This is a genomic window from Ruegeria sp. CH10 (assembly GCF_056537125.1).
In genome coordinates this window covers 42,104-67,701 of record NZ_JBQFQY010000001.1, presented here as the reverse complement: position 1 = coordinate 67,701, position 25,598 = coordinate 42,104, and the positions used below count along the sequence as shown (strand labels likewise).

Here is a 25,598-nt window from a genome sequence, read left to right as displayed (position 1 = left end):
ATGGCCAAACTTGCTGCAACGTCTTTATTTCTCGCGATCTCGACTTCTGCCGCTTTGGCATATTCGGCACCGCAAAGCCTGTTCATGGAGTGGGAATGTACGATTGTTGAAAAATGTGACCACCAATTCCTATGTAAAAAAACCGATGAAGTTATCAGCGTAACCTACACATTTTTGGTTTATGATTTGCGAGGCATCGACCCGAGTGAGAGAGGCTCACTTTCCTTTCTCGATTGGCAGGAAGAGACGGTTTGGGTGGACTTCATAAACCCCAAAGCTGGCAAACTTCCTTTGCCCGTTTGGTACGCCGCAGATTTAGAGTACGCGCCCGAAGTAACCTTTAGTTTGCAAGATTGGCTGACTGGGAAACAGTCCTCCCCTTACGGCATAAGTTGGTTTGCGTTTGTCATGACCGGCGACGAAGAAGAGATTTACGAAAGCAGGGCGAATCTGGACACAAGTGACGACTTGCCCTGGGAAATAACCGTCTACAAAACTCATCATGGTGAGACCGGCACATATACCACCCAGAACCTACTCTGTGATACCAATAGGTAATCGACATGGACTTCCTCAACGCCCTTGTGGCGCTCTCCAACTTCGTTCTTGTTCCCGCAATCGCTTATGGCAGCCAGTTGGCGTTGGGCGCTCTGGGGGTGACGCTGATCTATGGCATCCTGCGGTTCTCGAACTTTGCCCATGGCGATACGATGGCCTTTGGTGCGATGATCGCCGTGCTGGTGACGTGGGGCCTGCAGGCCGCCGGGGTCAATTTCGGGCCGCTTCCGACCGCTCTGCTGGCCCTGCCCTTTGCCATTCTGGGCTGTATCGTTCTGGTGCTGATCACAGACCGGCTGGTTTACAGGTTCTACCGAGACCAAAAGGCCAAACCGGTCATACTGGTGATCGTGTCGATGGGTGTGATGTTCATCATGAACGGCCTCGTGCGGTTCATCATCGGGCCGGATGATCAACGGTTCTCGGACGGTGCAAGGTTCATCGTCTCGGCGCGGGATTTCAAGGAAATGACCGGGCTGCGTGAGGGGCTGGCGATCAAAACCTCTCAGGGCATTACCGTGGTTGTGGCCGTTCTGGCTGTGGTGCTGCTGTTCTGGTTCCTGAACAAAACCCGCACCGGAAAATCGATGCGCGCCTATTCGGATAACGAGGATCTGGCGCTGCTGTCCGGTATCAACCCCGAACGCGTGGTGATGATCACGTGGATCATCGTGGCCGCACTGGCGACCACGGCGGGGGTTCTGTACGGGCTGGACAAAAGCTTTAAGCCGTTTGTCTATTTTCAGCTTCTGCTGCCGATCTTTGCCTCGGCCATCGTGGGCGGCCTCGGCAACCCGCTGGGGGCCATCGCAGGCGGGTTCATCATCGCGTTTTCCGAGGTGACGATCACCTATGCCTGGAAAAAGGTCCTTACCTATCTGGCCCCCGAAAGCCTTGAGCCGTCGGGATTGGTCCAGTTCCTGTCCACCGATTATAAATTCGCCGTCAGCTTCGTTATCTTGCTGATTGTGTTGCTGTTTAAGCCCACGGGCCTGTTCAAGGGGAAAGCGGTATGACCGTGTCTGTCAAAAACACGCTGCTTTTCGTTGTCGTTGGTGGGCTGATCCTTCTGACCGGGTTCACGCAAAGCTGGAACGCCGCGATCCTGATCCTGAATATGGGGCTGATCTCGGCCATCATGGCGCTGGGCGTGAACCTGCAATGGGGGTTTGCGGGCCTTTTTAACGTCGGCGTTATGGGCTTTGTCGCGCTGGGCGGGTTGGCAGTTGTGCTGGTTTCAACCCCGCCGACGCCGGGGGCCTGGACCGCCGGTGGTTACGGCGTCATCCTTGCGCTGTTGCTGGGGGCCGCGACCGTCGTGGCCGCTGTCATGATCTCGCAAAAGATGCAGAAAGGCCGCGTTCGTACGCTGTCGATCATCGCGATCCTGATTGCGGGTTTCTTCATCTACCGCGCCGTGTTCGACCCTAATATCGCAGCGATTGAGGCGATTGATCCCGCCGTTGCGGGCAATATTGGCGGCCTGAACCTGCCCGTTCTGCTGGCTTGGCCTGCGGGCGGGCTCTTGGCCGCCGGGGCCGCGTGGCTGATCGGGAAAACCGCTCTGGGGCTGCGTTCGGACTATCTGGCGATTGCGACACTGGGCATTGCCGAAATCATCATCGCGATCATGAAAAACGAAGACTGGCTGGCCCGTGGGGTCAAGAATGTCTACGGCATCCCGCGCCCTTCGCCCGTGGTGGGCTATGAGGTTGAGTTACAACAAGACCCCTCATTCCTCGCGCGGGCCGATTGGCTTGGGATCGATCCGGTCACAGCCTCGACCCTGTCGGTCAAGCTGGGCTATTCGCTGCTGTTTACCATCGTGCTGCTGTTGCTGCTTTGGATGGCGCAGATGGCGTTGAAAAGCCCGTGGGGCCGCATGATGCGCGCCATTCGCGACAATGAGGTCGCGGCCGAGGCGATGGGCAAAGATGTCACCCGCCGCCACTTGCAGATTTTCGTTCTGGGCTCTGCCATTTGCGGCATTGCTGGTGCGATGATGACCACGCTGGATGGGCAGTTGACGCCGGGCACATACAACCCGCTGCGCTTTACCTTCCTGGTGTGGGTCATGGTGATTGTCGGCGGGTCGGGCAATAATTTCGGCGCCGTACTAGGGGCCTTTCTGATCTGGTTCCTGTGGGTTCAGGTCGAACCTATGGGGCTGTGGCTGATGAACCTGATCACCTCTGGACTGCCGGATGGCAGCGGGCTCAAATCGCATCTGATCGACAGCGCCGCGCATATGCGCCTGTTCACCATGGGTTTGATCCTGTTGATTGTCCTCAGATTCAGCCCAAGAGGTCTAATCCCCGAAAAATAGATCAAATTTCTGCTAAATTTTTGAAACCGCGCTGCGTCATCGGCGCGGTTTCTTGATTCATCTTCGGAACATGAATAGACCGAATGACAGTTGGGCACTGTCCGGACCCGCGCCAGATCGCCTTCACGTTAAATTAGTCAGTTCACGCTGATACTACAGGTCACCTTTCGAGAGTAAGAAGACGACACATGAAACCTTCGTATATCCCCAAGATTCTGCTGCTGCCGGTTGTGATCAGCCTGGCCGCCTGTATCCCCTCGCCCAAGGATTTTGAAACCGATCCGGTCACGATCCAGACCCCCAAAGGCGAAGTCACCTGTCAGCTGTACCGCCCTGATCGCGTTGTCTGGGACCGGGCGATTGATTTCCCGGCGACCAAAATGTCGGTCAGTGAGGCGGACGCCTATTGCCAACAGGAAGGCCAGCGTCAACTGGGCTGATGTGCTGCGCGCCGGGCGGACCTTTGGCAGCCCGGCGCCCCTGATCTATCTGGCGCGGAACAATCCGCCCAGAATTCCGCGAACGATGCGGCGCCCGGTTGTGCCTTTCAGCTCTTTGATAACCGCGTCGGTCATGGCGGTGGCAAATGTGTCTTTCTGCCGAGTCACGCGCGAAGAGGACCGCCCGACCCGACTGCCGGAATAGCGGCGCGCCGTTGCGAATTCTCGTTCTGCAACGGTTTGTGTTTCCTCCTGCTCTTCGGCCTCGGCGGCGGCTTGCGCGGCCTGATCTGACCGGGCCTGCAGGATTTCAAAGGCGGATTTTCGATCTTTCAAGGTCCCGTATTTGGCCTGCATTGGCGAGGCTGCCAAAATGGCCGTACGTTCGGCTGGCTCAATCGGTCCAAGCTGGCTGCCGGGCGGTCGGATCAACGTTCTTTCTACAACCCCCGGAACGCCCTTTTTCTGCAACATCGAGGTCACCGCCTCACCCACGCCGACCTCACGGATGGCGGCCTCGGTATCGAAAGCCGGGTTTTCGCGATAGGTCTCGGCGGCAAGGCGCAGATTCTTTCGGTCCCGAGCCGTAAAGGCGCGCAAGGCGTGCTGCACACGGTTGCCAAGCTGACCCAGAATATCCTCGGGAATATCCGCAGGGTTCTGCGAGATGAAATAGACCCCCACACCTTTGGAACGGATCAGCCGAGCCACTTGTTCAACCTTATCGACCAGTACCTTGGGCGCGTCTTCGAACAGCAGATGCGCCTCATCAAAGAAAAACACCAGTTTGGGTTTGTCGGGGTCGCCGACCTCGGGCAGTTCCTCGAACAGCTCGCTCAGCAACCACAGCAGGAACGTGGCATATAGCCTGGGCGACCCCATCAGCTTGTCCGAGGCGAGGATATTCACCATCCCCTGCCCATTTTCATCCGTGCGCATCAAATCCGCCAGTTCCAGTGCGGGTTCGCCAAACAGATTGGTGCCGCCCTGGTTTTCCAGCACCAGCAAGCGCCGCTGGATCGCCCCGATTGATGCGGTCGAGACATTGCCATAGCGCAAAGACAGCTGCGCGCGGTTCTCACCAATCCACACCAGCAACGCCTGCAAATCCTTGAGGTCCAGAAGCGGCATGCCTTCCTCATCTGCCACGCGGAATGCGATATTCAGAATACCTTCCTGCGCCTCGCTCAGATCCATGAGGCGCGACAACAACAGCGGACCCATCTCGGTCACGGTCGTGCGCACCGGGTGTCCTTGCTGTCCGAACAAATCCCAAAAGGTCACAGGGCATGCGGCATAGGCGTAGTCCTGAAACCCGATGCGGGTCGCACGATCCTGAAACGCCTGATGCAGCTTATGTGTCTCACTGCCCGCTTTGGCCAAACCAGACAGATCGCCTTTGACGTCGGATAAAAAGACCGGCACCCCCGCTTGCGAGAACCCCTCGGCCAATATCTGCAGCGTGACCGTCTTGCCGGTCCCCGTCGCACCGGCGATCAGCCCATGCCGGTTGGCATATTTCAGTGTCAGGGATTGAGGCTGGCTGTAGTCGTTACCCCCGCCACCGAGAAAGATGTTTTTGTTCATATCTGCAAGGCCTTAATTCTACCGATCTGCACCCAGCATACAAAGTTAACCTTTGACTGCGATAGTCTATTTGCCGCCCTCGTGGCCATTGGTTCGGGGCGGCAGACTTCCTCCCTGTCGACTGGCCGCGCCCTTGGGCGCGGTCTTTTTTAAGGAAATGCTGTAACAACCATTAAATTTCAGGTTAGCAGTTGACCGATGGCCCCGCCTTTCGTAACGTCTGCGCATAACTAAGTCGGCCAGTCCGACGGGGAGAAAATTTTTGAAGGGAGCCGCTCCACCGGCTCTCTTCTTTTTTGGGTAAGCCCAGCGAAAACGGCAAAAAAACGTTCACAACAATCCGATGGCGCAGGTTAAGACCTGACACTGTAGCCGAAGGATGGTATGAGCCAGAAAAAAGCTCAATCACTCTGCCGAGGCATTCATGATCAAGAAACTTATCCCCTTCACTGTGGTGGCCGCTGCGCTGTGCACTGGCGCTGTTTACGCACAAGAGGCACAACCCGAAAACGAAGTACCGCAGACCGAAGCCGGGTCCGAGCTTGACCTCGGCGAAAGCGGTCCCCGGGTTGGCGAGCAATATGTCAGAGAAGAATTCGAAGACTGGGACCTGACCTGTCTGAAGCTGGAAGAGGGCGAAGATCCGTGCCTGCTGCGCCAAATTCTGTCGGGACCGGAAGGCCAGCCAATCGCCGAGATTACCATCGAAAAGCTACCTGAAGGGATCGCAGCCGTGGGCGCGGCCAGCGTTACTGTTCCATTGGAAACAACGCTGCAAGCGCAAATTGCCATTTCGATCGATGGCGCACCGGGCAAACGCTACAACTATCATCACTGCAACCCGGTTGGGTGCGTGGCTCAACTGGGTTTCGCGCAGAATGATATCGACGCCATGAAGGCAGGAACAACCGCAACCATTTCATGGGTTTCGATCGTTCTCCCTCAGCAGTTGCAGCAGGCCGAAGTTTCTCTGGCCGGCTTTACCAAAGGGTTCGAAACGCTGACTCCGTTCCGGAGGTAATCGATGAAACGAACGTCGCCGCTGGGGCTATCCAGCGGCGATGTTCCATTGGCCTTCAGGCACGTTTTAGCGCCAATACAGCGTTTAATCCGCCAAACGCAAAGGCGTTACTGAGAACAACGTCAACCTTTGCCTCTCGGGCGACATTCGGCACCACATCCAACGCGCATTCGGGGTCGGGCTCTTCATAGCCAATGGTAGGAGCAATCACCCCATCCCGCAGTGCCATGATACAGGCCAACAGCTCAACCGCCCCGGTGCCGCCGATCAGGTGACCATGCATGGACTTTGTGGATGAGATCATCAGATCATCCGCATGCGGACCGAACACATCCGCAACAGCCGCGCATTCGGTTTTGTCATTGGCTGCCGTCCCGGTGCCGTGGGCGTTGATATAGCCCACCTGATCCGCATTCAGCCGCGCATCGGCCAAAGCTCCGGCCATGGCCCGTGCAGCCCCTTGTTTGCTGGGCATAACGATGTCCGACGCATCCGAGGACATGGCAAACCCCACGACCTCACACAGAATCTCGGCCCCGCGCGCCCGGGCGTGATCGTATTCCTCGAACACAAAAACACCCGCACCTTCGCCCTGAACCATGCCGTTCCGGTTCGCGCTGAACGGGCGGCAGGCGTCCTTGGACATCACGCGCAACCCTTCCCAGGCTTTCACGCCGCCAAAGCACAGCATCGATTCCGACCCACCGGTGACCATCGCCGGAGCCGCCCCGCTGCGCACCATCTGGAACGCCTGCGCCATTGCGTGGTTGGATGACGCGCATGCGGTGGAAACGGTAAAGCTGGGGCCTTTGAGGTTGTGTTCCATCGACACATGGCTGGCCGCTGCGTTGTTCATCAGCTTTGGCACAACAAAGGGATGCACCCGGTTCTTGCCGTCTTCATAGACCGACCGGTAATTGTCGTCCCAGGTCGACACACCGCCACCGGCCGTGCCCAGTACGACACCTGACCGGGCGGCAAGCTCACCGTTGAACTTGATACCGGACTGATCAATCGCCTCTTTCGCGGCGGTCAACGTGAATTGAGTGAACCGGTCGTAAAGGCTCATCTGTTGGCGGTTAAAACGGCCCTCGGCCTCAAACCCGCGCACCTGACCGCCGATTTTGATGGACAGGCGATCCACATCCCGAAACTCAAGCGGGGAAATCCCACAGCGCCCTTCGCGCATGGCCTCCAGCGTATCGGGAACGGAATGGCCCAGCGAGTTGATCGTCCCGGCGCCGGTAATGACTACGCGTTTCATCGGAGGGGATCAGACCTTTTCCGACACAAGCTTTTCGATACCGGCAATGATGGCCGCGACATTCGAGATATCGAAATCGCTGGCCTCGGGCTCGTTGGCGTTGAAGGGGACGGAAATGTCGAACTCTTCCTCGATGGCAAAGATGCTTTCGACCAGACCCAGACTGTCGATGCCCAGATCCTCAAGCGTGCTTTCGGGTGTGACATCCGAAGGCTCCAGCACGGCCTGCTCAGCAATGATTGCGATGACGCGGTCGGTGATGCTCATGTCGGTCCTCTGATTAACCCGTTGCGGATGATTTAATCGCTCGGGGGCTGTTTGAAAACCGCCTTTTTCAACGCCTCTACGTCACGCGCCATACGCGGCAGGCGACGCTGGGCTTTGTAGATTTCGGTATGGGTTGCCATCTTGATGCCCGGATAGCCCATGATCACACGGCCTGCGGGCACATTGGACAGAATCTTGGTGCCGCCGCCGGATATCACGCCGTCCCCAATAAAGATATTGTCGACTACGCCGGTCTGGCCGCCCAGAACCACGTTATTGCCGATCTCGACCGAGCCCGAAACACCGGTTTGCCCGCACAAAAGACAATCCTGCCCTACCCGCGTGTTGTGGCCGACATGAACCAGGTTATCCAGCTTGGATCCGCTGCCGATCTTGGTGTTGCGGATCGTGCCATTGTCGACGGTGCAGTTCGAGCCGACTTCAACATCATCCCCAATCTCAACCGCGCCCAATGAATGGATACGCAGCCAGCTTTGCGCCCGCGCATCGCCCTGATCTCCAAGGGTTTTCCGAGCATTCTCGGCCCCCGACACCTCGGGTGTGACATAGCTAAAGCCGTCGCCGCCGATCCGCGCACCGGGTTGCGCGATAAAGCGGTCGCCGATTTGCGCGCGCGCGCCGATGCTGACCATTTCGCGCAAAACCACATTATCACCCAGAACGGCATCCATGCCGATCACACAATGCGCGCCGATCACTGCGTTCTTGCCGATCCGAACCCGCGCACCGATCACCGCCAAAGGCGCTATCGAGGCCCCCTCACCAATCTCAGCCGTCGGGTCGATCACCGCCGAAGGGTGAATGCCCGGCTCAACCCCCTGCCCGCGATCCAGCATTGCGGTCACACCCGCCATTGCCATACGGGGGCGGGGCACGAAAATCGCAGCCTCCAGCCCCAATGTCTGCCAATCCGCACCTTCCCAAAGGATCGCCGCACGGGCTGAACCCTGGCTCAGCGCCTCGGCAAATTTGGGAGACATGGCCATCGCCAGATCTGACGTCGTCGCATCGCCGGGCTCAGCCGCACGGTTAATGATCAGGCTGGTGTCGCCCTCACTGGCCGCCCCAAGGGCGTCGGCGATTTGCTGGATGGTATACTGCATGTCGGGCTTCCCGGTTTAAGGACCTGCCCTGCTGATTACCCCTGAACGTCCGGCAGGACCACCCCTGCTTTCTGCAGAGCCGCCCAGATTTTTTCATCCCGCTCATAGACATCGCGACGGTACTGAACCTTGCCTTTGGGGCCGATGTAAGCGGTGCGGTAATCCAGATGGACCGGAACGTGCTGTTCCAGATGCACGGTCGTCTCTTTGCCCGAGTTCAGAATGCGGTGGAAAAACGCCTTTGGGTCCTCTTCCTGCTTGGCCAGCAGGGCATAGGCGAACTCAAAAGGTTGCGCCAGGCGGATACAGCCGTGCGAAAAGGCACGAACCTCACGCGCGAACAAGGATTTCTGAGGCGTATCATGCAGATAGATGTTGTATTGGTTCGGGAACATGAACTTCACCAGACCCAGCGCATTGCTTTTGCTGGGCGGCTGACGCATCGCAAACGGGAAGTTCCGCGCGGTGAACTGTGTGAAATCCACAGCGCCCCTGTCGACCTGACGCCCGCTGCGGTCAGTGATGTGGATATGCCCCACGGCGTTTGGATTTGACTGCAATTGCGGCAGGTATTCCTTGGTGATGATCGAGCGCGGCACGTACCAACTTGGGTTGATGACCATATGCTCCATCTCGTCCGAGAATTCGGGGCTGCGGCGGTCATGGACGTTTTTACCGATCACGGCGCGGGTTTCGAAAGTGACCAATCCGTCATCCACGATCTTGGCCGAGAAATCCGCCTGGTTGACCAGAATATGCCGTTCCCCCCGTTCGCGCGGCAACCAGCGTTCCCGTTCCAGGGCAACATAGACGGATTTCAGCCGCTCGGACGCGCTGCGGTTCAGTTCAGTGAGCGTGCCTTGCCCGGCCACCCCATCCGTTGCGAGGCCATGGTCGTTTTGAAAGGCCTGCACAGCCACCAGCAACGCATCGTCGAAATCTGGGTTTGCCGTCGGGCGCAGATACCCCATCGCCACCAGACGATTGCGCAGTTTTATGACATTGGGCCCCGTGTCGCCATGTTCCAGCTTGGCCACCGGAACCGTCGCGCCCCATCCCCCTTGTTTTATCAGGGACTCGAGCACGAGTTTCTGTTTCATCAATGCGCGATACTGGGTGGACTGCGGCGCAAGATCATCAAAATAGCTGTCGCCTTCGGCCGAAGCCAACGCCTTGAGGTGATCTTTGCCCGATGCCCGCTCAACCTCGCGTACAAGGCCGTCGTCGATCTCACCTGGGCGCAGCGCGCCCGATTGCAGGTTTTTGGCATATTCCACAAAAGCGCGGGTCAGCTGGATTTCAACGGCCCCCATATCCCGTGTCGTGCGCGCATTCTGCATCTGCTCCAAAAGCGCCTGAACGCTGTGGGACCCGCGCGGCAGCCCGTGCATATCCGTTGATGACAGAGCTTGAATCAGTCGTGCGCGCCTTGCCTTGTGATCTGCTGTTTCCCCCACCCAAAGCGGGGCGAATCCGTTTTCGCGATAAAACGCAGCAATCCCACTGCCTGCCGGAGCAAATTCGGCCACAGCCATCTGATAGGCGGTTTGCGACTGGGTCTGCGCACCCACAATCGAGGCCGACGCCAGAAAACATGCCGTTAAAAGAAAACCAGTACGTGTACGAAAACCTGACAACATGGGATGACCTTGATAATTCTCATTTTTTTCACGCTGGGAACGCGCTTTCTTACAATATGTTTGCGCCACAGGCGGGTTGTCTATTCACAAATGCATCACTTCACTGCATCTTTCCCCGCGTGATGCCACTTTGCATCGCCCGGCATCCTCGCAGGGCCAACTGCCTTTAAATCTTACAGAAAAACATCACCTGCGCAAAAAATTGCCGAAAATTCCCCCTTGAAAAGGTGAATATGAAAGACTTCTTGGCTGGTTTTCGCGTCTGTGCCATAAATTCGCCATCTGGGATGGGAAAAATTAAGAACGCGCGCGTAACATCGTGTGCAGGCAGGAACAGTACGGGACGAAACAAAATGACGAAGAGCAGTACTTCGGGCTTGACCCGGCGTGCCCTATTGGGTGCATTCGCAGCAACAGCAGTCATAGCCGCACCAACATATTCCAACGCAGCAGGGTTCCTTCGCGGTGGTGGCGATATTCGTCGCATTCGCATGTATTCCGGTCGCACCGGTGAGCGTATCGATATGATATATTGGGTCGATGGCAAGTACATCAAGGACGCTGTCAAAGAAGTGAACCACTTCATGCGCGACTGGCGTACCGATCAAGTCAAGGACATGGATCTGCGCACCATCGACATCATGGCAGCCTCGCACAACATGCTGGACGTCAACGAACCCTACATGCTGCTGTCCGGCTATCGTTCGCCGCAAACCAACGCCATGTTGCGATCCCGCTCGCGCCGGGTTGCCAAGAACTCGCTTCATATGAAGGGCCAAGCCGCTGATCTGCGTTTGTCGTCACGCTCGGTCTCGCAAATGGCTCGGGCGGCCATGTCCTGCCGCGCCGGTGGCGTTGGCAAATACTCCCGTTCCAATTTCGTCCATATGGATTGCGGTGAGGTCCGCAGCTGGGGCGGCTAATCCGCCACCATAGCATTTCAAAAACAGGCGCCTTTGGGTGTCTTTTTTTGATTCTGAATATTGGGCGCAATACCCATCAAGGTCGAACGGCGAATTGGAAGAATGGCGCACCTGAGAGGATTCGAACCTCTGGCCTCTGCCTTCGGAGGGCAGCGCTCTATCCAGCTGAGCTACAGGTGCCTTGGCCGTTAGCTAACCTTGTTCCGATCCGGGTGCAACTGCAAATCCACCCCGATCAGATAGGTTTCACGCAAACAGATCATGCGCCAATTCCAGCGCGTCGATCAGAGTGTCGACCTCATCCGTTGTATTATAAAGGCCGAAACTGGCGCGGCAGGTTGCCGTCACCCCAAGATGATCCATCAGTGGGCCAGCACAATGGTGCCCGGCGCGCACCGCGACGCCTTTTTTGTCCAGAATAGTCGACACGTCATGGGCATGCCCTGCCCCGTCCAGCGTAAAGCTGAAGATGGCCGCCTTGTCGGGGCGTGTGCCCTGGACCTGCAGCCAGTTCAGACCGGTCAGGCGTTGCATCGCATAGTCGCGAATCCCGGCCTCATGCGCCGAGATGTTCTCCATCCCCAGATCCATCATGTAATCCAGTGCGACACCCAGACCGATGGTTTGCACGATACCAGGGGTTCCGGCCTCAAACTTCATGGGCGGGTCGTTGTAGATCACCTGATCTTTGCTGACCTCTTTGATCATGTCACCGCCGCCGATAAAGGGGCGCATCTCGGCCATGCGCTCAGACTTGATATAGATCGCGCCCGAACCCGACGGACCATAAAGCTTGTGCCCGGTGATGGCATAAAAATCGCAGCCAATATCCTGCACGTTCACGGGCATATGCACCGCGCCCTGGCTGCCATCCACCAGCACCGGAACGCCCTTGGCATGGGCCCCTTCGGTGATCGCTTTGACATCGACAATTGTGCCCAGAACGTTGGAGCACTGGGTCACAGCCACCAGTTTGGTTTTCGGGCCGATTGCGTCGATCACCGCCTGCGGGTCCAGCCCGCCCTCGGCATCCGTGTCGACCCATTTCAGAACCACGCCCTGCCGTTCGCGCAGAAAATGCCAGGGCACGATGTTGGCGTGATGCTCCATGACCGACAAAACGATCTCATCCCCCGCCTTCAGGCGCGGCATGGCCCAGCCATAGGCCACAAGGTTGATGCCCTCGGTCGTGCCCGAGTTCAGGACGATCTCATCCTCATCCGCCGCGCCCAGAAAGCGCGCAATGGTGCCCCGCACGGATTCGTATTTCTCGGTCGCCAGATTGGACAGGTAATGCAACCCGCGATGAACGTTCGAGTATTCCTCGGCATAGGCGCGGGTCACCGCATCGATCACGACCCGCGGTTTTTGCGCCGAGGCGCCATTGTCCAGATAGGTCAGCGGCTTGCCGTTGACCTCGCGCGACAGGATCGGAAAATCGGCGCGGATTTTTTCTACGTCATACATGGTCTTTTTCGTTCCTATACCGGGCCGCTGGGCGCAAATGCGAGGACAAAGGGCACCGCCACCAGAGCGGACAGTAAGATGACCCCAAAGGATTTCCAGAGCGAACCGAATTTATGTGCTTCATTCAGGAAATGAAGCGAGACGTAAAGGCTCAAAACCGCAATGGCGAGCGTAATCATCAGGATCAGAAAAGGCATTACCAGCAGCGAGATCAATGTCAGAACCAGCCCGGCAATCTGCAGATATTGCACCCAGATCGTCAAAAGGAAGATGTCATCGAAACTGGCAACCCCGCCCAAAAGGCGCCCTATGATCAGAAAAGTGGCCACAGTCAGCATCATCGCACCTGCCGATCGGGCAAGGATCAGCACCACCGGATCGCTCTGCGGGGCCGTTTGGCCGTCGACCACCGGCAAAAACTGCCCGATAGCCAGTTGCAACAGGCAGCTTAGGACAACGGCAAGAAAAAATCCCAGCCAGAGAACCTCGCGCTGGGGGTTAATCGTCAGAAGGTACCGGGCGGTCTGGGCCGGGTTCGATACCGTCTGAACGGCAAGGTTAGCAAGCGATATCTGGGTCATTTCACCTGCCTTTGCGCATGCACCAGCCCGGCCAGCCAGAACCACAGGAACACCACAAACCACAGCGCGCCCACTGCCGTCAGCACCGGGCCCGAGCCGATGAAACCCGCGACCAGACCATGTAACAATAGCAATGGGGTCGAGGACAACAATGCCCAGAACAAGGCCAGACGTGCACCATAGGACGTGCCATGGCCACCAAACAACCGCGCCACCCCAAAGGATACAAACGACAGGACGTAAAAGAGCAACGGCAGCAGAAAAACCGTCCCAAACAGCGCGGCCCCCATCAGGGCGTTCAGCTCCAGCCCCTCAAGGTGCGCACGGCGGGCAAGGCCGGGCAGTTGCGCGATGAATGCCACCACGCAGAACCCCATGACAAAGATCAGCGCCCGGTCTTCCCGTTCACCCAATTCCAGAAGCCGACGCACCACGCGCCCCGGCCCCCGGTACGTGGCCACGATATCTGTAGTGACAGGCATTAGCTGTGACGCGCCAACCAGCCTTCCAGACGGGTCACGATCTCTTCGGCCAATGCGCTGTCTTCGATCTCGTCCACCGCCTCGGCCAGAAAGGCCAGTGTCAGCAGGTTGGTGGCCTCCTTCACAGGTACACCACGTGACCGCAGATAGAACAAAGCCGTTTCATCGATCGCCCCGGATGTCGACCCGTGCGAACACGCAACGTCATCGGCATAGATCTCAAGCTCCGGCTTGGCGAGGAACTGGCTGTCGTCATCCAACAGCAGAGACTGGCTGATCTGATACCCGTCCGTCTTCTGCGCGCCCTCTTTCACAAGGATTTTGCCCTGAAACACACCGGTCGCGCCATTGCGCAGCACCTTTTTGAACACCTGACGGCTTTCGCAATTCACCGCGTCATGGGTGATGAACACCGTATCGTCGTGGTGGAAGTCGCCGTCACCCACGCAGGCCCCGGCCACATGGGCCACCGCATCGTCACCGGTCAGTTCCACGATCTGTTCGTTGCGGGTCAGAACGCCATTCGCGGTCAGGGTAAAGGACTTATAGGTCGATTCCTTACCAAGGCGCGTGAACATATGCGTCACCGCGCGACGCTCATGATCGCGGCCTTGCGCACGGATGTGATGCAACGCGCCGGTGTCGGCGATGTCGATCTCCATGCACTTGTTGAAACGCGACGCCGCCGGGCCAACCTCAAGCACGGTCAGTTCGGCTTCGGGTTCAACGCGGATTATGTGGTGCAGCATCGCATCCGAATTCTCGGACGCATGGCGATAGACCAGACAGATGGGCTTTGACGGCTTGCCCGTCACGTGGATGGCCACACCATCCTTGGCAAAAGCCGTGTTCAACGCCGCCAGAGGGCGCTGCACAGGCACCTGCCCGCGCGCCTCAAGCGTACCGTAAAGTTGCTTGGCCCAGTGGATATCCTTGCCGCAGATATCCTCAATCCGGTCAATCTTGACGCCTTCGAGGCTCAGATCATCCGAGTCCTCGGGGCTGTAAACACCGTCGACGAACACGATCTTGAGGCTGTCGATGGCTGAAAACACCAGCGACTCGCCATCGTCAAACACCGCAGCCTGCGGCGCGTCCGCCGATACCAGCGTGTCGGGACGGGTGTATTTCCAGTATTCGTCGCGACGGCTGGGCAGGCCCATTTCCTGAACACGCGCAAGGGCATCTTCGCGCGCGGCGCGCGTGCAGCCGCCTTCGGGCAGCACCAGGGTCGCCAGACGCTCGTCCGTAACCGATTGTTTTGCTTGCGGTAAAGCCATCAGTTCACCTCGGCCAGAATGTCGGAATAGCCGTTATGCTCAACTTCCAGCGCCAGTTCCGGGCCGCCGGATTTGACGATGCGACCGTCTGCCATGATGTGCACGACATCGGGTTTGATGTGGTCCAGCAGGCGCTGATAGTGGGTGATCACCAGGAACCCGCGGCCTTCGTCGCGCAGGGCATTCACGCCCTCGGACACCAGCTTCATCGCGTCGACGTCTAGGCCCGAGTCGGTCTCGTCCAGAATGCACATCTTGGGTTCCAGCATGGCCATCTGCAGGATTTCGTTGCGCTTTTTCTCACCGCCCGAAAAGCCCACATTGACCGGGCGTTTCAGCATATCCGCATCGATTTTCAGCGACTTGGCCTTGGCGCGGACCTCTTTCAGGAAGTCAGCCGCCGACAGTTCCTCTTCGCCGCGTGCTTTGCGCTGTGCGTTCACGGCAGTTCGCAGGAAGGTCATGTTGCCAACGCCCGGAATTTCGACCGGGTACTGGAACGCCAGGAACACACCCGCGGCGGCGCGCTCCTCCGGCTCCATCTCCAACAGGTCTTCACCATCCAGAGTGGCCGAGCCTTCGGTGACCTCATAGCCATCGCGCCCCGACAGCACATAGCTGAGCGTCGACTTGCCCGAGCCGTTGGGCCCCATGATCGCGTGTACCTTACCGGCCTCAACCGTCAGGTCGACACCTTTGAGGATCTGCTTGTCTTCTTCTTCAAGCTGCACGTGCAGGTTCTTGATTTCCAGCATGTTTCTTCCTTTTCTCCCGACCGGGCGATGCGCGCTCCGGCCATTATCCCGATGTTTCAGGCCAGGCGGCGAACACGGCCCCGGACCCTCGATTCTGTTAGCCCCCTGCAGCCGCCAGGCGCAGTGCCAGCGATGCGACGCCAGCACCTATGAAAAAGGCTGCAATGGGTGCATTTCTTGCCCGACCCTTTTTGAAGGTCAGCAGCGCTTTTGCGCCCCAAATAATAAAGGCCATAAAGATCAGCCCGGACAGACCAGCCGTCAGCAGAACAGACTGAATGAAGTCTGGAACATCTGCAGCATCGACCTTCATCTTTTCATAATTGGCATTCGTGAACGCCAGTATCAGGCTGACAGCAAAGCCAAGCAGACCGCAAAAAAGCGTGGCAAGAATCCGCAGAACGGGACGCCGTTTTGGTCCTGCTGTTTGCTGGACTGTCGAGCCGCCAATGCCCGCCAGCAATACGGCAGAACCTTCGTTGGACTGAATACGTTCAATCCTGCTTTTGAAGTCCGAATTGCTCATGGGTCAGCCAACCGACCCTTCCAGCGAGATGGCGACCAGTTGCTGCGCTTCCATGGCAAACTCCATCGGCAGCGCTTGCAGCACGTCCTTGCAGAACCCGTTGACGACCAACGCCACGGCCTCTTCTTCGTCCATGCCACGCTGGCGGCAATAGAACAGCTGATCGTCATCCACCTTGGATGTCGTCGCCTCATGCTCCACACGGGACGAGTTGTTCTTGACCTCGATATACGGAACCGTATGCGCGCCGCATTTGTCGCCGATCAACAGGCTGTCACACTGGGTATAGTTGCGGCTGTCCTTGGCCTTCGGGTGCATCGAGACCAGCCCACGATAGGTGTTCTGCGCCTTGCCCGCGCTGATACCTTTGGACACGATCCGCGACTTGGTGTTCTTGCCCAGATGGATCATCTTGGTGCCGGTATCGGCCTGCTGGTAGTTGTTGGTGATCGCGATCGAATAGAACTCACCCTGGCTGTCATCGCCGCGCAGGATGCAGGACGGGTATTTCCAAGTCACGGCCGAACCGGTTTCAACCTGCGTCCACATCACCTTGGACCGGTCACCCCGGCAATCGGCGCGCTTGGTCACAAAATTATAGATGCCACCCTTGCCGTTCTCATCCCCGGGGAACCAATTCTGAACGGTCGAGTATTTCACCTCGGCGTCTTCTTCGACAATGATCTCAACCACCGCGGCATGCAGCTGCGCCGTGTCACGCTGGGGCGCAGTGCAGCCCTCAAGGTAGGACACGTATGAACCCTTGTCGGCAATGATCAGCGTGCGTTCGAACTGACCGGTGTTTTCTGCGTTGATGCGGAAATATGTGCTCAGCTCCATCGGGCAGCGCACGCCCGGCGGGATGTAGACGAACGAACCATCCGAGAACACGGCCGAGTTCAGCGTGGCATAATAGTTGTCGGACACAGGAACCACGGTGCCGAGATATTTCTTGACCAGCTCGGGATGTTCCTTGATCGCCTCAGAGATCGAGCAGAAGATCACGCCCGCTTTCTTCAATTCGGCCTGGAACGTCGTGCCCACGGATACCGAGTCAAACACCGCATCCACAGCAACCTTGCGGCCCTCTGCGGGGATGTCTTCAGCCCCCTCGACGCCGGCCAGAATCATCTGTTCTTTCAGAGGGATACCTAGCTTTTCGTATGTGGCCAGCAGCTTGGGGTCGACCTCATCCAGCGATTTGGGTTTTTCTTCCATCGATTTCGGACGGGCATAGTAGTACTGGTCCTGAAAATCGATCTCGGGATAGTCGACCATGGCCCAGTTCGGTTCTTCGATCTGCTTCCAGCGTTCGAACGCGGCCAGTCGCCATTCGGTCATCCATTCGGGTTCGTCGTTCTTGCCCGAAATCAGACGGACAATATCTTCGTTCAGCCCCTTGGGGGCATATTCCATCTCAATCTCGGTTTCCCAACCGTATTTATAGGTGCTTACATCGCGCACCGCATCCACGGTTTCCTGATCGACGCCTTCTTTTACTTGGGTCTGGTCCAAAGCGGCCATTTCCTTACTCTCCGTCAGATCACGCGGCACGCGCGCGATGTTTCTTTTCTTTTTCAAGCCACGCTTCGGCGAAACGCAGCACATCTTCTTCTACAGTTTCGGGCCCCAGCGACACGCGTATCGCACTGGCCGCGGTCACCTCGTCATATCCCATCGCGGTCAGCACTGCGCTGGCGCGCACCTTGCCGCTGGAACAGGCGGACCCTGCGCTGATGGCAAACCCGGCAAGGTCCATCTGCATGACCTGCGTTTCGCCCTTCCAGCCCGGGGTTGCAAAACACAGGGTGTTTGGCAGACGGCTCTGATCTTTCCCGACAAAAATAGTAGCTTTAGAACTGGCCTCAAGGGCCTTTTCTAGAATATTTCTAAATTCTTTGACCTGATCCCAAACGCCATTGGCCAGATCCCGTGCCGCCGCTTCAGCAGCGGCCCCGAAGCCCGCGATTCCAATGACATTTTCTGTCCCGGACCGGCGGCCCATTTCCTGTCCGCCACCTTTGATCTGCGCAGGCAAATCTGTGCCGCGTTTCATGACAACCGCGCCAACACCCTTGGGACCGCCCAGTTTATGGGCAGAAATCAGCGCCATCTGGCATCCCATCCAGTTGAACGCGACCGGCAATTTGCCAAACGCCTGCGTGGCATCCGTCACCGCCAGCCCATCCGGCAGTGTCTGCACGATGCCGGTTTCCGAATTCGCAAGTTGCAGGGTCGAGCGGCCCGGATCAGTCACCTGCACCTGACCGTCCTTTGAAACCGCCAAATCCTCAGAAATCCACGACCTTACGGCATCATGTTCGATAGCTGCGCCACGCAGGTCACGCCCAGCCAGCGCAAGTGCCGCCCCTTCGGTCGATCCCGAGGTAAAAACGATATCCGCACCATCTGCACCAAAGGCGGCGGCAATCTGGGCCCGCGCGCGTTCAACCAAGGCTTTGGCCGCCCGTCCTTCGGCATGGACCGAGGACGGGTTGCCGCAGACATCCATCGCAGCAATCATCGCCGCCCGGGCCTCGGGGCGCAGCGGCGTCGTTGCGTTATGATCCAGATAAACGCGAGTCACAGAGTCACCTTTTCCGATGCCGCAACGCCCGATATGTGCCGAAGCCCCAGCACCACGCTATTCATCCACCACGGCAAACAGGCTGGGGACCGCAGGGCACGGCGCCAGATCGTTCTTGATCACATCAGACAAGCGTGTCTGGTGCAGAAAAACGTAAACATTCGCGCTTAGGCTTTCCCATAGGCGGTTGGTCAGCGATTGCGCCCGGCTGCCGGACGACGCGCCCGAGGCACCCGCCCCTTTTTGCAGCGCATCGACGGTCTCATCCACCGCAGACAGAACCTCGACCACGCGAATTTCCGAGGCCGGGCGATTCAGACGATAGCCACCGCCGGGCCCGCGCACCGAGGACACCAAATCCGCCCGGCGCAGCTTGACAAAAAGCTGTTCGAGATAGGGCAGCGAGATGTCCTGACGTTCAGAAATTTCGCTGAGTGTAACCAGGGTGTTCTCGGGTTGAATCGCAATATCGGCCAACGCGACCATTGCATAGCGACCTTTGGTCGACAGCTTCATTCTTTTCCCCTTCTGGCTGGCACCGCGCGAAAACATTGACGCCGCCGCCACCAGTGCGTATCTCCGACGGACAGCGACTTGCGCAACGCAATATAATTAGAACCGTTCTAAGGTGCCCGAGCATAACCGTCAAGTATCTCGGGAGACCAGGAAGAAAAAGACAGGACCAAAGCACACATGCCCGAGGTGATTTTTCCCGGACCCGAAGGCCGCCTGGAAGGCCGTTACCACCCGCAAAAGGAAAAAGACGCACCGATCGCCATCGTGCTGCACCCGCATCCTCAGTTTGGCGGGACCATGAACAACAAGGTGGTCTATAATCTGCACTACGCGTTCTACAACATGGGCTTCACCGTGTTGCGCTTTAACTTTCGCGGCGTTGGCCGCAGCCAGGGCGAATATGACCAGGGCGTGGGTGAGCTGAGCGATGCGGCATCGGCTTTGGATTACCTGCAGTCGATGAACAACAACTCCAAGCATTGCTGGGTTGCTGGGTTCTCGTTCGGGGCATGGATCGGTATGCAACTGCTGATGCGCCGGCCCGAGATCACCGGGTTCATCAGCGTATCGCCGCCCGCGAACATGTACGACTTTTCCTTCCTAGCACCCTGCCCGTCCTCGGGTCTGATCATCAACGGATCGGCCGACCGTGTCGCGCCGCCCTCAGATACCACGGCGCTGGTGAACAAGCTGCACGAGCAAAAAGGCATCACCATCACCCATAACGAGGTGGAAGAAGCCGACCATTTCTTCCAGGATCGTCACATGGACACGCTGATTACCGATGTCAGCGACTATGTGAAACGCCGACTGACCGAGACCACACGCTGATGTCTGATACCATCATTATCCTGGCCTCCAAACTGGCCGAGGACACGATGAAAGTGATGGACGAAACCGGTGACGACCGCTTTTTTGTTGAGGTGGGCGAACTTCTGGGGGCGTCCTCGCAGACCTTGGAAGAGGCGTTCCTGACCGAAATCCGCGTGCGGCTGGCCGAACGCAAGGCCCGACAATTCGTGATCAAGCGGTTGTCGGACCATAGATCGAAAACCAAAGCGATTGAGTTGAAATGACCGAAAGACTGTCCGCGCAAATCGAATTCCTGAAACGCGCGGACGGCCTGAAATCGGTTGATCGCGCCAATTTCCTGTTGGATCAATCCCGTCCAGAAAATGCGGCGGAACACAGCTGGCAACTGGCCCTATGGGCGCTGGTGATGCAGCCTCTGGCCGATAAAACAGTCGACATCGACCGCGTGATCCGGATGCTGTTGCTGCATGATCTGGTTGAGATCATCGTCGGCGACCACCCTATCCATCTGCACACCGATTGGAGCGCGGTCGAACAGCAAGAACAAGTCGCGGCAGCCGAGCTGTTTGGCCTGTTGCCCCCGGATCAGTCGCAAGACTGTCTGAGCCTGTGGCAAGAGTTTGAGGCCGACCAAACCCCGGATGCGAAATTCGCCAAACAGCTGGACCGCTGCCAGCCGATGTTTCAGGTTCTGTGCGCATCCGACCCGCTGCCCGAACACCGTGCTATCGTGCAGGACAACCTGAATGGCGGGCGGGCAGCCTATCTGAAAACAGATTTCTCGCAGGCCCACGCGGCAGCGGAAAGCCTGTTGTTGGGCGACAAGCCTCAGGAAACACCGTTTTCATCGCGACTGGCCTTTCTGGCTGAGACAGACAAGTTGAAATCCGTCTACCGGGCCTCGCGCCTGCTGAATGGTGCGCGATTTGAGAACTCAGCCGAGCATTCGTGGCATATCATGCTCTATGCTTGGATATTGAGCGATCACGCGTCCACCGATGTTTCAATTGACCGCGTGCTGAGAATGCTGTTGCTGCATGATATTGTCGAGATCGATGCCGGAGACCACCCGATCCACGGTCATGTCGATCACGCCGCACAAGAGGCCGAGGAACAGGCCGCCGCAGATCGCCTGTTTGGCTTACTGCCTGAACAGCAACAATCCGAGTTCATGGCCTTGTGGCAGGAATTCGAAGCGGCCAACAGCGCGGATGCCCGGTTTGCGAAGGCGATTGACCGCTTTCAGGCCCCAATTGGCAATCTGGCAACCGGAGGCGGATCGTGGACCGATTATAACGTCACCTATGCCCAGATCGAACAGCGTGTCGGAACTCCGGTCAAACGCGGTGCGCCTGGCCTGTGGGCATGGCTAACACCGCAATTGCAAGAATTCTTTGCCACACCCGTCAGCTGAAAAAGAAAAAGAGGCCAAATGGCCTCTTTTTCCCCGAGCTTCGACAGACGCGAAAACCTTCGAAACTATCTAACCAATCAACAAACAGGCTGCATATTTGTCGACGGACCCCCCGTCAGCAAGCCACCCTTGCGTCATTTTCGAAGTCGAAAACCAAGACATTATGTCCTGAAAAACAGATGTTTCAATCTATGGATAAACAAAAAACATTTAAAAACAATTTCTTGTTACCATGAAGGCCAATTTCAAAATAGTAAGGTAATCCTGACTTTTCAAACCTTGTCAGGCGCGTGGCCCGGTCAGATTCAATGGCGCAAAAACTCCAGAATCTTCTTGCCCGCCCAGATGAATCCATGCTCAACCTCGGAAAACTGAGTTTGAGACTCCGACCGTGCCCAAAGCCTACCTGATCCTGATGCTGGCGGTTGCCGCTGAAACCATCGGAACCACCGCCTTGCAAGCCAGCCAGCAATTCAGCCGGTTCTGGCCTTCCGTTCTCGTCGTCGTCAGCTATGGCATCGCCTTTTACCTGCTGGGTTTGACGTTGAAATACATGCCGGTGGGCGTCGTTTACGCGATCTGGTCAGGACTTGGCATCTTTCTGATCGCAATCATCGGATTTGTCGTCTTCGGGCAAAAACTCGACTGGCCGGCGGTCATCGGGCTGGCGATGATTTTGGCGGGAATCCTGATCATTCACCTGTTTTCCAAGACCGCAGGCCACTGAGCATCGGTTAGGGCTGGCCTATTTGGTCAAACCGCGTTATGCGCGCGGCAACTTCCCGTTCAAAGGCTGACCTCATGGACCTGCGCAATATCGCAATCATCGCTCACGTGGACCACGGCAAAACGACCCTGGTGGATGAGCTGCTCAAACAATCCGGCGCGTTCCGGGAAAATCAGGCCGTGGCGGAACGTGCCATGGACAGCAACGATCTTGAGCGCGAGCGCGGGATCACCATCCTTGCCAAAGCCACCAGCGTCGAGTGGAAAGGCACGCGCATCAACATCGTCGACACCCCCGGTCACGCCGATTTCGGTGGCGAGGTTGAACGCATCCTGTCGATGGTCGACGGCGTTGTCCTGCTGGTCGATGCTGCCGAAGGCCCGATGCCGCAGACCAAGTTCGTGACCTCCAAGGCGCTGGCATTGGGTCTGCGTCCGATCGTGGTGCTGAACAAGGTCGACAAACCTGATGCCGAACCGGACCGCGCGCTGGATGAGTGTTTCGACCTGTTTGCCAACCTCGGTGCTGACGACGATCAGCTGGATTTCCCGGCCATGTACGCCTCGGGCCGGTCTGGCTGGGCCGACATGGAGCTGGATGGTCCCCGCAAGGATCTCACCGCCCTGTTTGACCTTATCGTCGACCACGTGCCCGCCCCCAAACAGGCTGACAAAAAAGACGAGCCGTTCCGTATGCTGGCCACGACCCTCGGCAGCGACCCCTTCATCGGTCGCATCCTGACCGGTCGTGTGGAAAGCGGCACGCTGAAGGCAGGTGACAGCCTCAAGGCGCTGTCGCGCGATGGCACGCTGATCGAGAACTTCCGTGCCTCGAAAATCCTGGCCTTCCGCGGTCTGGGCCAACAGCCCATCGACGTGGCCGAGGCCGGGGATATCGTCACCATCGCAGGCATGAGCAAAGCCACCGTGGCCGACTCGCTGGTCGCGCCGCAGGTGGAAGAGGCCCTGCCCGCGCAACCCATCGATCCGCCGACCATTACCGTGACCTTTGGCATCAACGATTCGCCGCTGGCCGGTCGTGACGGTAAAAAGGTGCAGTCCCGCGTGATCCGCGACCGTCTGATGAAAGAGGCCGAATCAAACGTCGCTATCCGCATCACCGACACTCCCGGCGGCGAAGCCTTCGAGGTCGCTGGCCGAGGCGAATTGCAAATGGGCGTTCTGATCGAGAATATGCGGCGCGAAGGGTTCGAACTCAGCATTTCGCGCCCGCAGGTCCTGTTCCGCGAAGAAGATGGTCAGCGCCTTGAGCCCATCGAAGAGGTCACCATCGACGTGGATGACGAATTCTCGGGCGCGGTGATCGAAAAGATAACCGGCGCGCGCAAAGGTGAGCTGGTCGAAATGCGCCCCGCCGGTGCCGGCAAAACCCGCATCATCGCCCACGTGCCCTCTCGCGGCCTGATCGGTTATCACGGCGAATTCCTGACTGACACCCGCGGCACCGGCGTGCTGAACCGCGTGTTCCACGACTGGGCCCCTCATAAAGGTCAGATTCCAGGCCGTCGCGCAGGCGTTCTGATCTCGATGGAGAACGGTCAGGCCGTCGCTTATGCGCTGTGGAACCTTGAGGAACGCGGGCGCATGTTCGTCGCCCCGCAGACCGATGTCTATCAGGGCATGGTGATCGGCGAGCATTCGCGCGACAACGATCTGGAGGTGAACCCGCTCAAGGGTAAAAAGCTGACCAACGTACGTGCCAGCGGATCGGATGATGCGGTTCGTCTGACACCGCATGTGCAGTTTTCATTGGAAGAGGCCATCGCATATATCGACGATGATGAGCTGGTCGAGGTCACGCCAAATGCGGTCCGTTTGCGCAAACGCTACCTGGATCCGCACGAGCGCAAACGCATGGCAAAATCTGCCTGAGGTTGACAGTGGCATAGTTCACAAATGCGAAACAATATGGCCATTGTGGCAGTTTTGCATCCATTTCTGCCCCTTATCTATCAGAAAAGCCCGCCCTTGTGGCGGGCTTTCTTGTTGTTTTTTGGTTAATTTCAACCCTTGCGTGTGAAGACGGGAGCGGTTCTTTACACACTCCCCTTGAAATTGTGACGAAAAGCGGATGTAATTAAGTTATAAATGTGGCACGATCCATTTTGATTAATCATGTGTCTCCGAAGTTAGTGTGACCAAGTGTAACGAGTTTTGAAGGAGTGGCGCTATGCGCGTGAAATCCCGTTTATTATCCATTGTGTTCGTTTCAGCGGCATTTCCGCTGGTAACATCAAGTGCGGCTTTTGCCGAAAGATGTAACATCAATACGGCCCGTCAGTCCGTGTCGACGGAAACCCTGTGTAACTGCACAGTCGTCGATACGCGCATGCTGCGGTACATACAACGCCGGGCAGATTTCGAAGACATCCTGGCCCGCACCCTGGACAGCTGCCCCGCGTTTGCAGCTGTACTTACTGACGTTCCAACAGCAACCACTGCAGCTTCGGACCGCGATGGAGAAGACGGCACTTCATCCGACGTCGACGGTGGTGATGGCGGCGACGGCGGTGGTGATGGCGGCGACGACGGCGGTGATGGTGGCGACGACGGCGGTGATGGTGGCGACGACGGCGGTGATGGTGGCGACGACGGTGGTGATGGCGGCGACGGAAACGGCGACGACAATGGCGGCGACGGAAACGGCGACGACAATGGCGGCGGCGGTAACGACGGCAACGGCGGCGGCGGCAACAATGGCGGCGGCGGCAACTCCGGTGACGGCAACGGCGGCAACAATGGCGGCGGTGGCAACGACGGCAACGGAAACGGCGGCAACAATGGCGGCGGTGGCAACTCCGGCGATGGCAATGGCGGCAACAATGGCGACGGCGGCAACTCTGGCGACGGAAACGGCGGCAACAATGGCGGCGGCGGCAACTCTGGCGACGGAAACGGCGGCAATAACGACGGCGGAAGCAACTCCGGTGACGGCAATGGCGGCAACAACGGCGGCGGCAGTAACTCCGGCAACGGCAATGGCGGCAACAACGGCGGCGGCAGTAACTCCGGCGACGGAAACGGCGGCAGCAACGGTGACGGAACTGACGGCGGATCAGGCGGCCAGGGTGGCGGCGGAGAATCTGGCGGCAACAGCGGCCAAGGCGGCGGTGGCAGCGCTGGTGGTAACGGTGGCCAGGGCGGCGGCGGAGCTGCAGGTGGCAGCGGTGGCCAAGGCGGTGTCTTCTGATCTGTCTCGTTTGATCCAGTGTTACCGCATTCTTTGCGGCACGAACAAACAGATGTGACTTGTTAAAGTGCAAAAGGGCGGCCCTACGGC

Annotated in this window: 26 protein-coding genes and 1 tRNA gene; 12 read left to right on the top strand and 15 right to left on the bottom strand. The window is 57.9% G+C overall.

Features of this window, described 5'->3' with window-relative positions:
- The 4 genes from ACRZ94_RS00325 to ACRZ94_RS00310 all read left to right on the top strand — a co-directional run bounded on the left by ACRZ94_RS00325 (position 1) and on the right by ACRZ94_RS00310 (position 3,324).
- Positions 1 to 558 carry a hypothetical protein gene (locus tag ACRZ94_RS00325; protein WP_480796411.1) on the top strand — a complete coding sequence of 186 codons (558 nt, stop codon included), beginning with the start codon at positions 1 to 3 and terminating at the stop codon, positions 556 to 558.
- 5 nt (positions 559 to 563) lie between these two features.
- Positions 564 to 1,574 (top strand): branched-chain amino acid ABC transporter permease, encoded by a 1,011-nt coding sequence (locus ACRZ94_RS00320; RefSeq protein ID WP_480796410.1) that lies wholly within the window; start codon positions 564 to 566, stop codon positions 1,572 to 1,574.
- Positions 1,571 to 2,884 carry a branched-chain amino acid ABC transporter permease gene (locus ACRZ94_RS00315; RefSeq protein WP_480651298.1) on the top strand — a complete coding sequence of 438 codons (1,314 nt, stop codon included), beginning with the start codon at positions 1,571 to 1,573 and terminating at the stop codon, positions 2,882 to 2,884. The genes ACRZ94_RS00320 and ACRZ94_RS00315 overlap by 4 nt, the downstream gene beginning before the upstream one ends.
- 188 nt (positions 2,885 to 3,072) lie before the next feature.
- On the top strand, positions 3,073 to 3,324 hold the full coding sequence (locus ACRZ94_RS00310; protein ID WP_480651300.1) for a hypothetical protein: 252 nt from the start codon (positions 3,073 to 3,075) through the stop codon (positions 3,322 to 3,324).
- Positions 3,325 to 3,369: 45 nt separating this feature from the next.
- Here ACRZ94_RS00310 and ACRZ94_RS00305 read toward each other — a convergent pair whose 3' ends face one another.
- Positions 3,370 to 4,911, bottom strand: a complete 1,542-nt coding sequence (locus ACRZ94_RS00305) for a helicase HerA-like domain-containing protein (RefSeq protein WP_480651302.1) — start codon at positions 4,909 to 4,911, stop codon at positions 3,370 to 3,372.
- Between the two features lie 424 nt (positions 4,912 to 5,335).
- Here ACRZ94_RS00305 and ACRZ94_RS00300 point away from each other — a divergent pair, with 424 nt between their 5' ends.
- Positions 5,336 to 5,932: an invasion associated locus B family protein gene (locus tag ACRZ94_RS00300; protein ID WP_480796409.1), complete on the top strand. Its 597-nt coding sequence runs from the start codon at positions 5,336 to 5,338 to the stop codon at positions 5,930 to 5,932.
- A 55-nt stretch (positions 5,933 to 5,987) separates the two neighbouring features.
- Here the strand turns inward: ACRZ94_RS00300 and ACRZ94_RS00295 are convergent, their stop codons facing one another.
- The 4 genes from ACRZ94_RS00295 to ACRZ94_RS00280 are packed head-to-tail and all read right to left on the bottom strand — an operon-like array spanning position 5,988 to position 10,227.
- On the bottom strand, positions 5,988 to 7,196 hold the full coding sequence (locus ACRZ94_RS00295; protein ID WP_480796408.1) for a beta-ketoacyl-[acyl-carrier-protein] synthase family protein: 1,209 nt from the start codon (positions 7,194 to 7,196) through the stop codon (positions 5,988 to 5,990).
- Between the two features lie 9 nt (positions 7,197 to 7,205).
- Positions 7,206 to 7,463: an acyl carrier protein gene (locus ACRZ94_RS00290; protein WP_170324939.1), complete on the bottom strand. Its 258-nt coding sequence runs from the start codon at positions 7,461 to 7,463 to the stop codon at positions 7,206 to 7,208.
- 32 nt (positions 7,464 to 7,495) lie between these two features.
- Positions 7,496 to 8,587, bottom strand: coding sequence for a UDP-3-O-(3-hydroxymyristoyl)glucosamine N-acyltransferase (lpxD, locus tag ACRZ94_RS00285; protein ID WP_480651308.1), 1,092 nt, complete (start codon positions 8,585 to 8,587; stop codon positions 7,496 to 7,498).
- A 35-nt stretch (positions 8,588 to 8,622) separates the two neighbouring features.
- Complete coding sequence (locus ACRZ94_RS00280) at positions 8,623 to 10,227, bottom strand: L,D-transpeptidase family protein (RefSeq protein ID WP_480796407.1); 1,605 nt, start codon at positions 10,225 to 10,227, stop codon at positions 8,623 to 8,625.
- 353 nt (positions 10,228 to 10,580) lie between these two features.
- On the opposite strand from ACRZ94_RS00280, the gene mepK reads away from it, so the two are divergent.
- Positions 10,581 to 11,150, top strand: coding sequence for a peptidoglycan L,D-endopeptidase MepK (mepK, locus tag ACRZ94_RS00275; protein ID WP_480651312.1), 570 nt, complete (start codon positions 10,581 to 10,583; stop codon positions 11,148 to 11,150).
- A gap of 103 nt (positions 11,151 to 11,253) precedes the next feature.
- On the opposite strand, the gene ACRZ94_RS00270 is transcribed toward mepK, so the two are convergent.
- The 10 genes from ACRZ94_RS00270 to iscR form a co-directional block, all read right to left on the bottom strand.
- Positions 11,254 to 11,330: transfer RNA gene (locus ACRZ94_RS00270), tRNA-Arg, on the bottom strand.
- Between the two features lie 66 nt (positions 11,331 to 11,396).
- Complete coding sequence (locus ACRZ94_RS00265; protein ID WP_480796406.1) at positions 11,397 to 12,617, bottom strand: cysteine desulfurase; 1,221 nt, start codon at positions 12,615 to 12,617, stop codon at positions 11,397 to 11,399.
- Between the two features lie 14 nt (positions 12,618 to 12,631).
- The gene (locus ACRZ94_RS00260; protein ID WP_480796405.1) at positions 12,632 to 13,198 is read right to left on the bottom strand and encodes a YIP1 family protein; all 567 of its coding nucleotides are present in this window, start codon (positions 13,196 to 13,198) and stop codon (positions 12,632 to 12,634) included.
- Positions 13,195 to 13,680: a YIP1 family protein gene (locus ACRZ94_RS00255; protein ID WP_480651318.1), complete on the bottom strand. Its 486-nt coding sequence runs from the start codon at positions 13,678 to 13,680 to the stop codon at positions 13,195 to 13,197. Before ACRZ94_RS00255 ends, ACRZ94_RS00260 begins: the two co-directional genes overlap by 4 nt.
- Complete coding sequence (locus ACRZ94_RS00250; RefSeq protein ID WP_480796404.1) at positions 13,680 to 14,960, bottom strand: SufB/SufD family protein; 1,281 nt, start codon at positions 14,958 to 14,960, stop codon at positions 13,680 to 13,682. Before ACRZ94_RS00250 ends, ACRZ94_RS00255 begins: the two co-directional genes overlap by 1 nt.
- Positions 14,960 to 15,715 (bottom strand): Fe-S cluster assembly ATPase SufC, encoded by a 756-nt coding sequence (gene sufC / locus ACRZ94_RS00245; RefSeq protein ID WP_480651322.1) that lies wholly within the window; start codon positions 15,713 to 15,715, stop codon positions 14,960 to 14,962. The genes ACRZ94_RS00250 and sufC overlap by 1 nt, the downstream gene beginning before the upstream one ends.
- Before the next feature lie 97 nt (positions 15,716 to 15,812).
- Entirely contained in the window at positions 15,813 to 16,241 is a 429-nt protein-coding gene (locus tag ACRZ94_RS00240) for a hypothetical protein (protein WP_480796403.1), read from the bottom strand.
- 3 nt (positions 16,242 to 16,244) lie between these two features.
- The gene (gene sufB / locus ACRZ94_RS00235) at positions 16,245 to 17,765 is read right to left on the bottom strand and encodes a Fe-S cluster assembly protein SufB (protein WP_480651453.1); all 1,521 of its coding nucleotides are present in this window, start codon (positions 17,763 to 17,765) and stop codon (positions 16,245 to 16,247) included.
- A gap of 19 nt (positions 17,766 to 17,784) precedes the next feature.
- Positions 17,785 to 18,828 (bottom strand): cysteine desulfurase family protein, encoded by a 1,044-nt coding sequence (locus ACRZ94_RS00230; protein WP_480796402.1) that lies wholly within the window; start codon positions 18,826 to 18,828, stop codon positions 17,785 to 17,787.
- A gap of 57 nt (positions 18,829 to 18,885) precedes the next feature.
- Entirely contained in the window at positions 18,886 to 19,344 is a 459-nt protein-coding gene (gene iscR, locus ACRZ94_RS00225) for a Fe-S cluster assembly transcriptional regulator IscR (RefSeq protein WP_480796401.1), read from the bottom strand.
- Positions 19,345 to 19,521: 177 nt separating this feature from the next.
- Between iscR and ACRZ94_RS00220 the strand changes: the two genes are divergently transcribed.
- The 6 genes from ACRZ94_RS00220 to ACRZ94_RS00195 all read left to right on the top strand — a co-directional run bounded on the left by ACRZ94_RS00220 (position 19,522) and on the right by ACRZ94_RS00195 (position 25,508).
- Positions 19,522 to 20,175 carry an alpha/beta hydrolase gene (locus ACRZ94_RS00220; protein WP_480796400.1) on the top strand — a complete coding sequence of 218 codons (654 nt, stop codon included), beginning with the start codon at positions 19,522 to 19,524 and terminating at the stop codon, positions 20,173 to 20,175.
- Complete coding sequence (locus ACRZ94_RS00215; protein WP_480651331.1) at positions 20,175 to 20,420, top strand: hypothetical protein; 246 nt, start codon at positions 20,175 to 20,177, stop codon at positions 20,418 to 20,420. The genes ACRZ94_RS00220 and ACRZ94_RS00215 overlap by 1 nt, the downstream gene beginning before the upstream one ends.
- Positions 20,417 to 21,571 (top strand): HD domain-containing protein, encoded by a 1,155-nt coding sequence (locus tag ACRZ94_RS00210; RefSeq protein WP_480651333.1) that lies wholly within the window; start codon positions 20,417 to 20,419, stop codon positions 21,569 to 21,571. The genes ACRZ94_RS00215 and ACRZ94_RS00210 overlap by 4 nt, the downstream gene beginning before the upstream one ends.
- 391 nt (positions 21,572 to 21,962) lie before the next feature.
- A complete protein-coding gene (locus tag ACRZ94_RS00205; RefSeq protein ID WP_480651335.1) occupies positions 21,963 to 22,298 on the top strand; it encodes a DMT family transporter in 336 nt (111 codons plus the stop codon).
- A gap of 74 nt (positions 22,299 to 22,372) precedes the next feature.
- On the top strand, positions 22,373 to 24,190 hold the full coding sequence (gene typA, locus ACRZ94_RS00200; RefSeq protein ID WP_480651336.1) for a translational GTPase TypA: 1,818 nt from the start codon (positions 22,373 to 22,375) through the stop codon (positions 24,188 to 24,190).
- A 298-nt stretch (positions 24,191 to 24,488) separates the two neighbouring features.
- Entirely contained in the window at positions 24,489 to 25,508 is a 1,020-nt protein-coding gene (locus ACRZ94_RS00195) for a hypothetical protein (protein ID WP_480796399.1), read from the top strand.
- Positions 25,509 to 25,598 lie beyond the last annotated feature (90 nt).

Bases quoted from the DNA above. Each gene is read 5' to 3' on its own strand.
- ACRZ94_RS00315 (WP_480651298.1), top strand. From the start codon at position 1,571: ATGACCGTGTCTGTCAAAAACACGCTGCTTTTCGTTGTCGTTGGTGGG.
- ACRZ94_RS00320 (WP_480796410.1), top strand. From the start codon at position 564: ATGGACTTCCTCAACGCCCTTGTGGCGCTCTCCAACTTCGTTCTTGTT.
- ACRZ94_RS00295 (WP_480796408.1), bottom strand. From the start codon at position 7,196: ATGAAACGCGTAGTCATTACCGGCGCCGGGACGATCAACTCGCTGGGC.
- sufC (WP_480651322.1), bottom strand. From the start codon at position 15,715: ATGCTGGAAATCAAGAACCTGCACGTGCAGCTTGAAGAAGAAGACAAG.
- ACRZ94_RS00310 (WP_480651300.1), top strand. From the start codon at position 3,073: ATGAAACCTTCGTATATCCCCAAGATTCTGCTGCTGCCGGTTGTGATC.
- typA (WP_480651336.1), top strand. From the start codon at position 22,373: ATGGACCTGCGCAATATCGCAATCATCGCTCACGTGGACCACGGCAAA.
- iscR (WP_480796401.1), bottom strand. From the start codon at position 19,344: ATGAAGCTGTCGACCAAAGGTCGCTATGCAATGGTCGCGTTGGCCGAT.
- ACRZ94_RS00280 (WP_480796407.1), bottom strand. From the start codon at position 10,227: ATGTTGTCAGGTTTTCGTACACGTACTGGTTTTCTTTTAACGGCATGT.
- ACRZ94_RS00210 (WP_480651333.1), top strand. From the start codon at position 20,417: ATGACCGAAAGACTGTCCGCGCAAATCGAATTCCTGAAACGCGCGGAC.
- ACRZ94_RS00220 (WP_480796400.1), top strand. From the start codon at position 19,522: ATGCCCGAGGTGATTTTTCCCGGACCCGAAGGCCGCCTGGAAGGCCGT.
- mepK (WP_480651312.1), top strand. From the start codon at position 10,581: ATGACGAAGAGCAGTACTTCGGGCTTGACCCGGCGTGCCCTATTGGGT.
- ACRZ94_RS00325 (WP_480796411.1), top strand. From the start codon at position 1: ATGGCCAAACTTGCTGCAACGTCTTTATTTCTCGCGATCTCGACTTCT.
- ACRZ94_RS00265 (WP_480796406.1), bottom strand. From the start codon at position 12,617: ATGTATGACGTAGAAAAAATCCGCGCCGATTTTCCGATCCTGTCGCGC.
- ACRZ94_RS00290 (WP_170324939.1), bottom strand. From the start codon at position 7,463: ATGAGCATCACCGACCGCGTCATCGCAATCATTGCTGAGCAGGCCGTG.
- ACRZ94_RS00305 (WP_480651302.1), bottom strand. From the start codon at position 4,911: ATGAACAAAAACATCTTTCTCGGTGGCGGGGGTAACGACTACAGCCAG.
- ACRZ94_RS00215 (WP_480651331.1), top strand. From the start codon at position 20,175: ATGTCTGATACCATCATTATCCTGGCCTCCAAACTGGCCGAGGACACG.
- ACRZ94_RS00260 (WP_480796405.1), bottom strand. From the start codon at position 13,198: ATGACCCAGATATCGCTTGCTAACCTTGCCGTTCAGACGGTATCGAAC.
- ACRZ94_RS00300 (WP_480796409.1), top strand. From the start codon at position 5,336: ATGATCAAGAAACTTATCCCCTTCACTGTGGTGGCCGCTGCGCTGTGC.
- ACRZ94_RS00250 (WP_480796404.1), bottom strand. From the start codon at position 14,960: ATGGCTTTACCGCAAGCAAAACAATCGGTTACGGACGAGCGTCTGGCG.
- ACRZ94_RS00255 (WP_480651318.1), bottom strand. From the start codon at position 13,680: ATGCCTGTCACTACAGATATCGTGGCCACGTACCGGGGGCCGGGGCGC.
- lpxD (WP_480651308.1), bottom strand. From the start codon at position 8,587: ATGCAGTATACCATCCAGCAAATCGCCGACGCCCTTGGGGCGGCCAGT.
- ACRZ94_RS00240 (WP_480796403.1), bottom strand. From the start codon at position 16,241: ATGAGCAATTCGGACTTCAAAAGCAGGATTGAACGTATTCAGTCCAAC.
- sufB (WP_480651453.1), bottom strand. From the start codon at position 17,765: ATGGCCGCTTTGGACCAGACCCAAGTAAAAGAAGGCGTCGATCAGGAA.
- ACRZ94_RS00195 (WP_480796399.1), top strand. From the start codon at position 24,489: ATGCGCGTGAAATCCCGTTTATTATCCATTGTGTTCGTTTCAGCGGCA.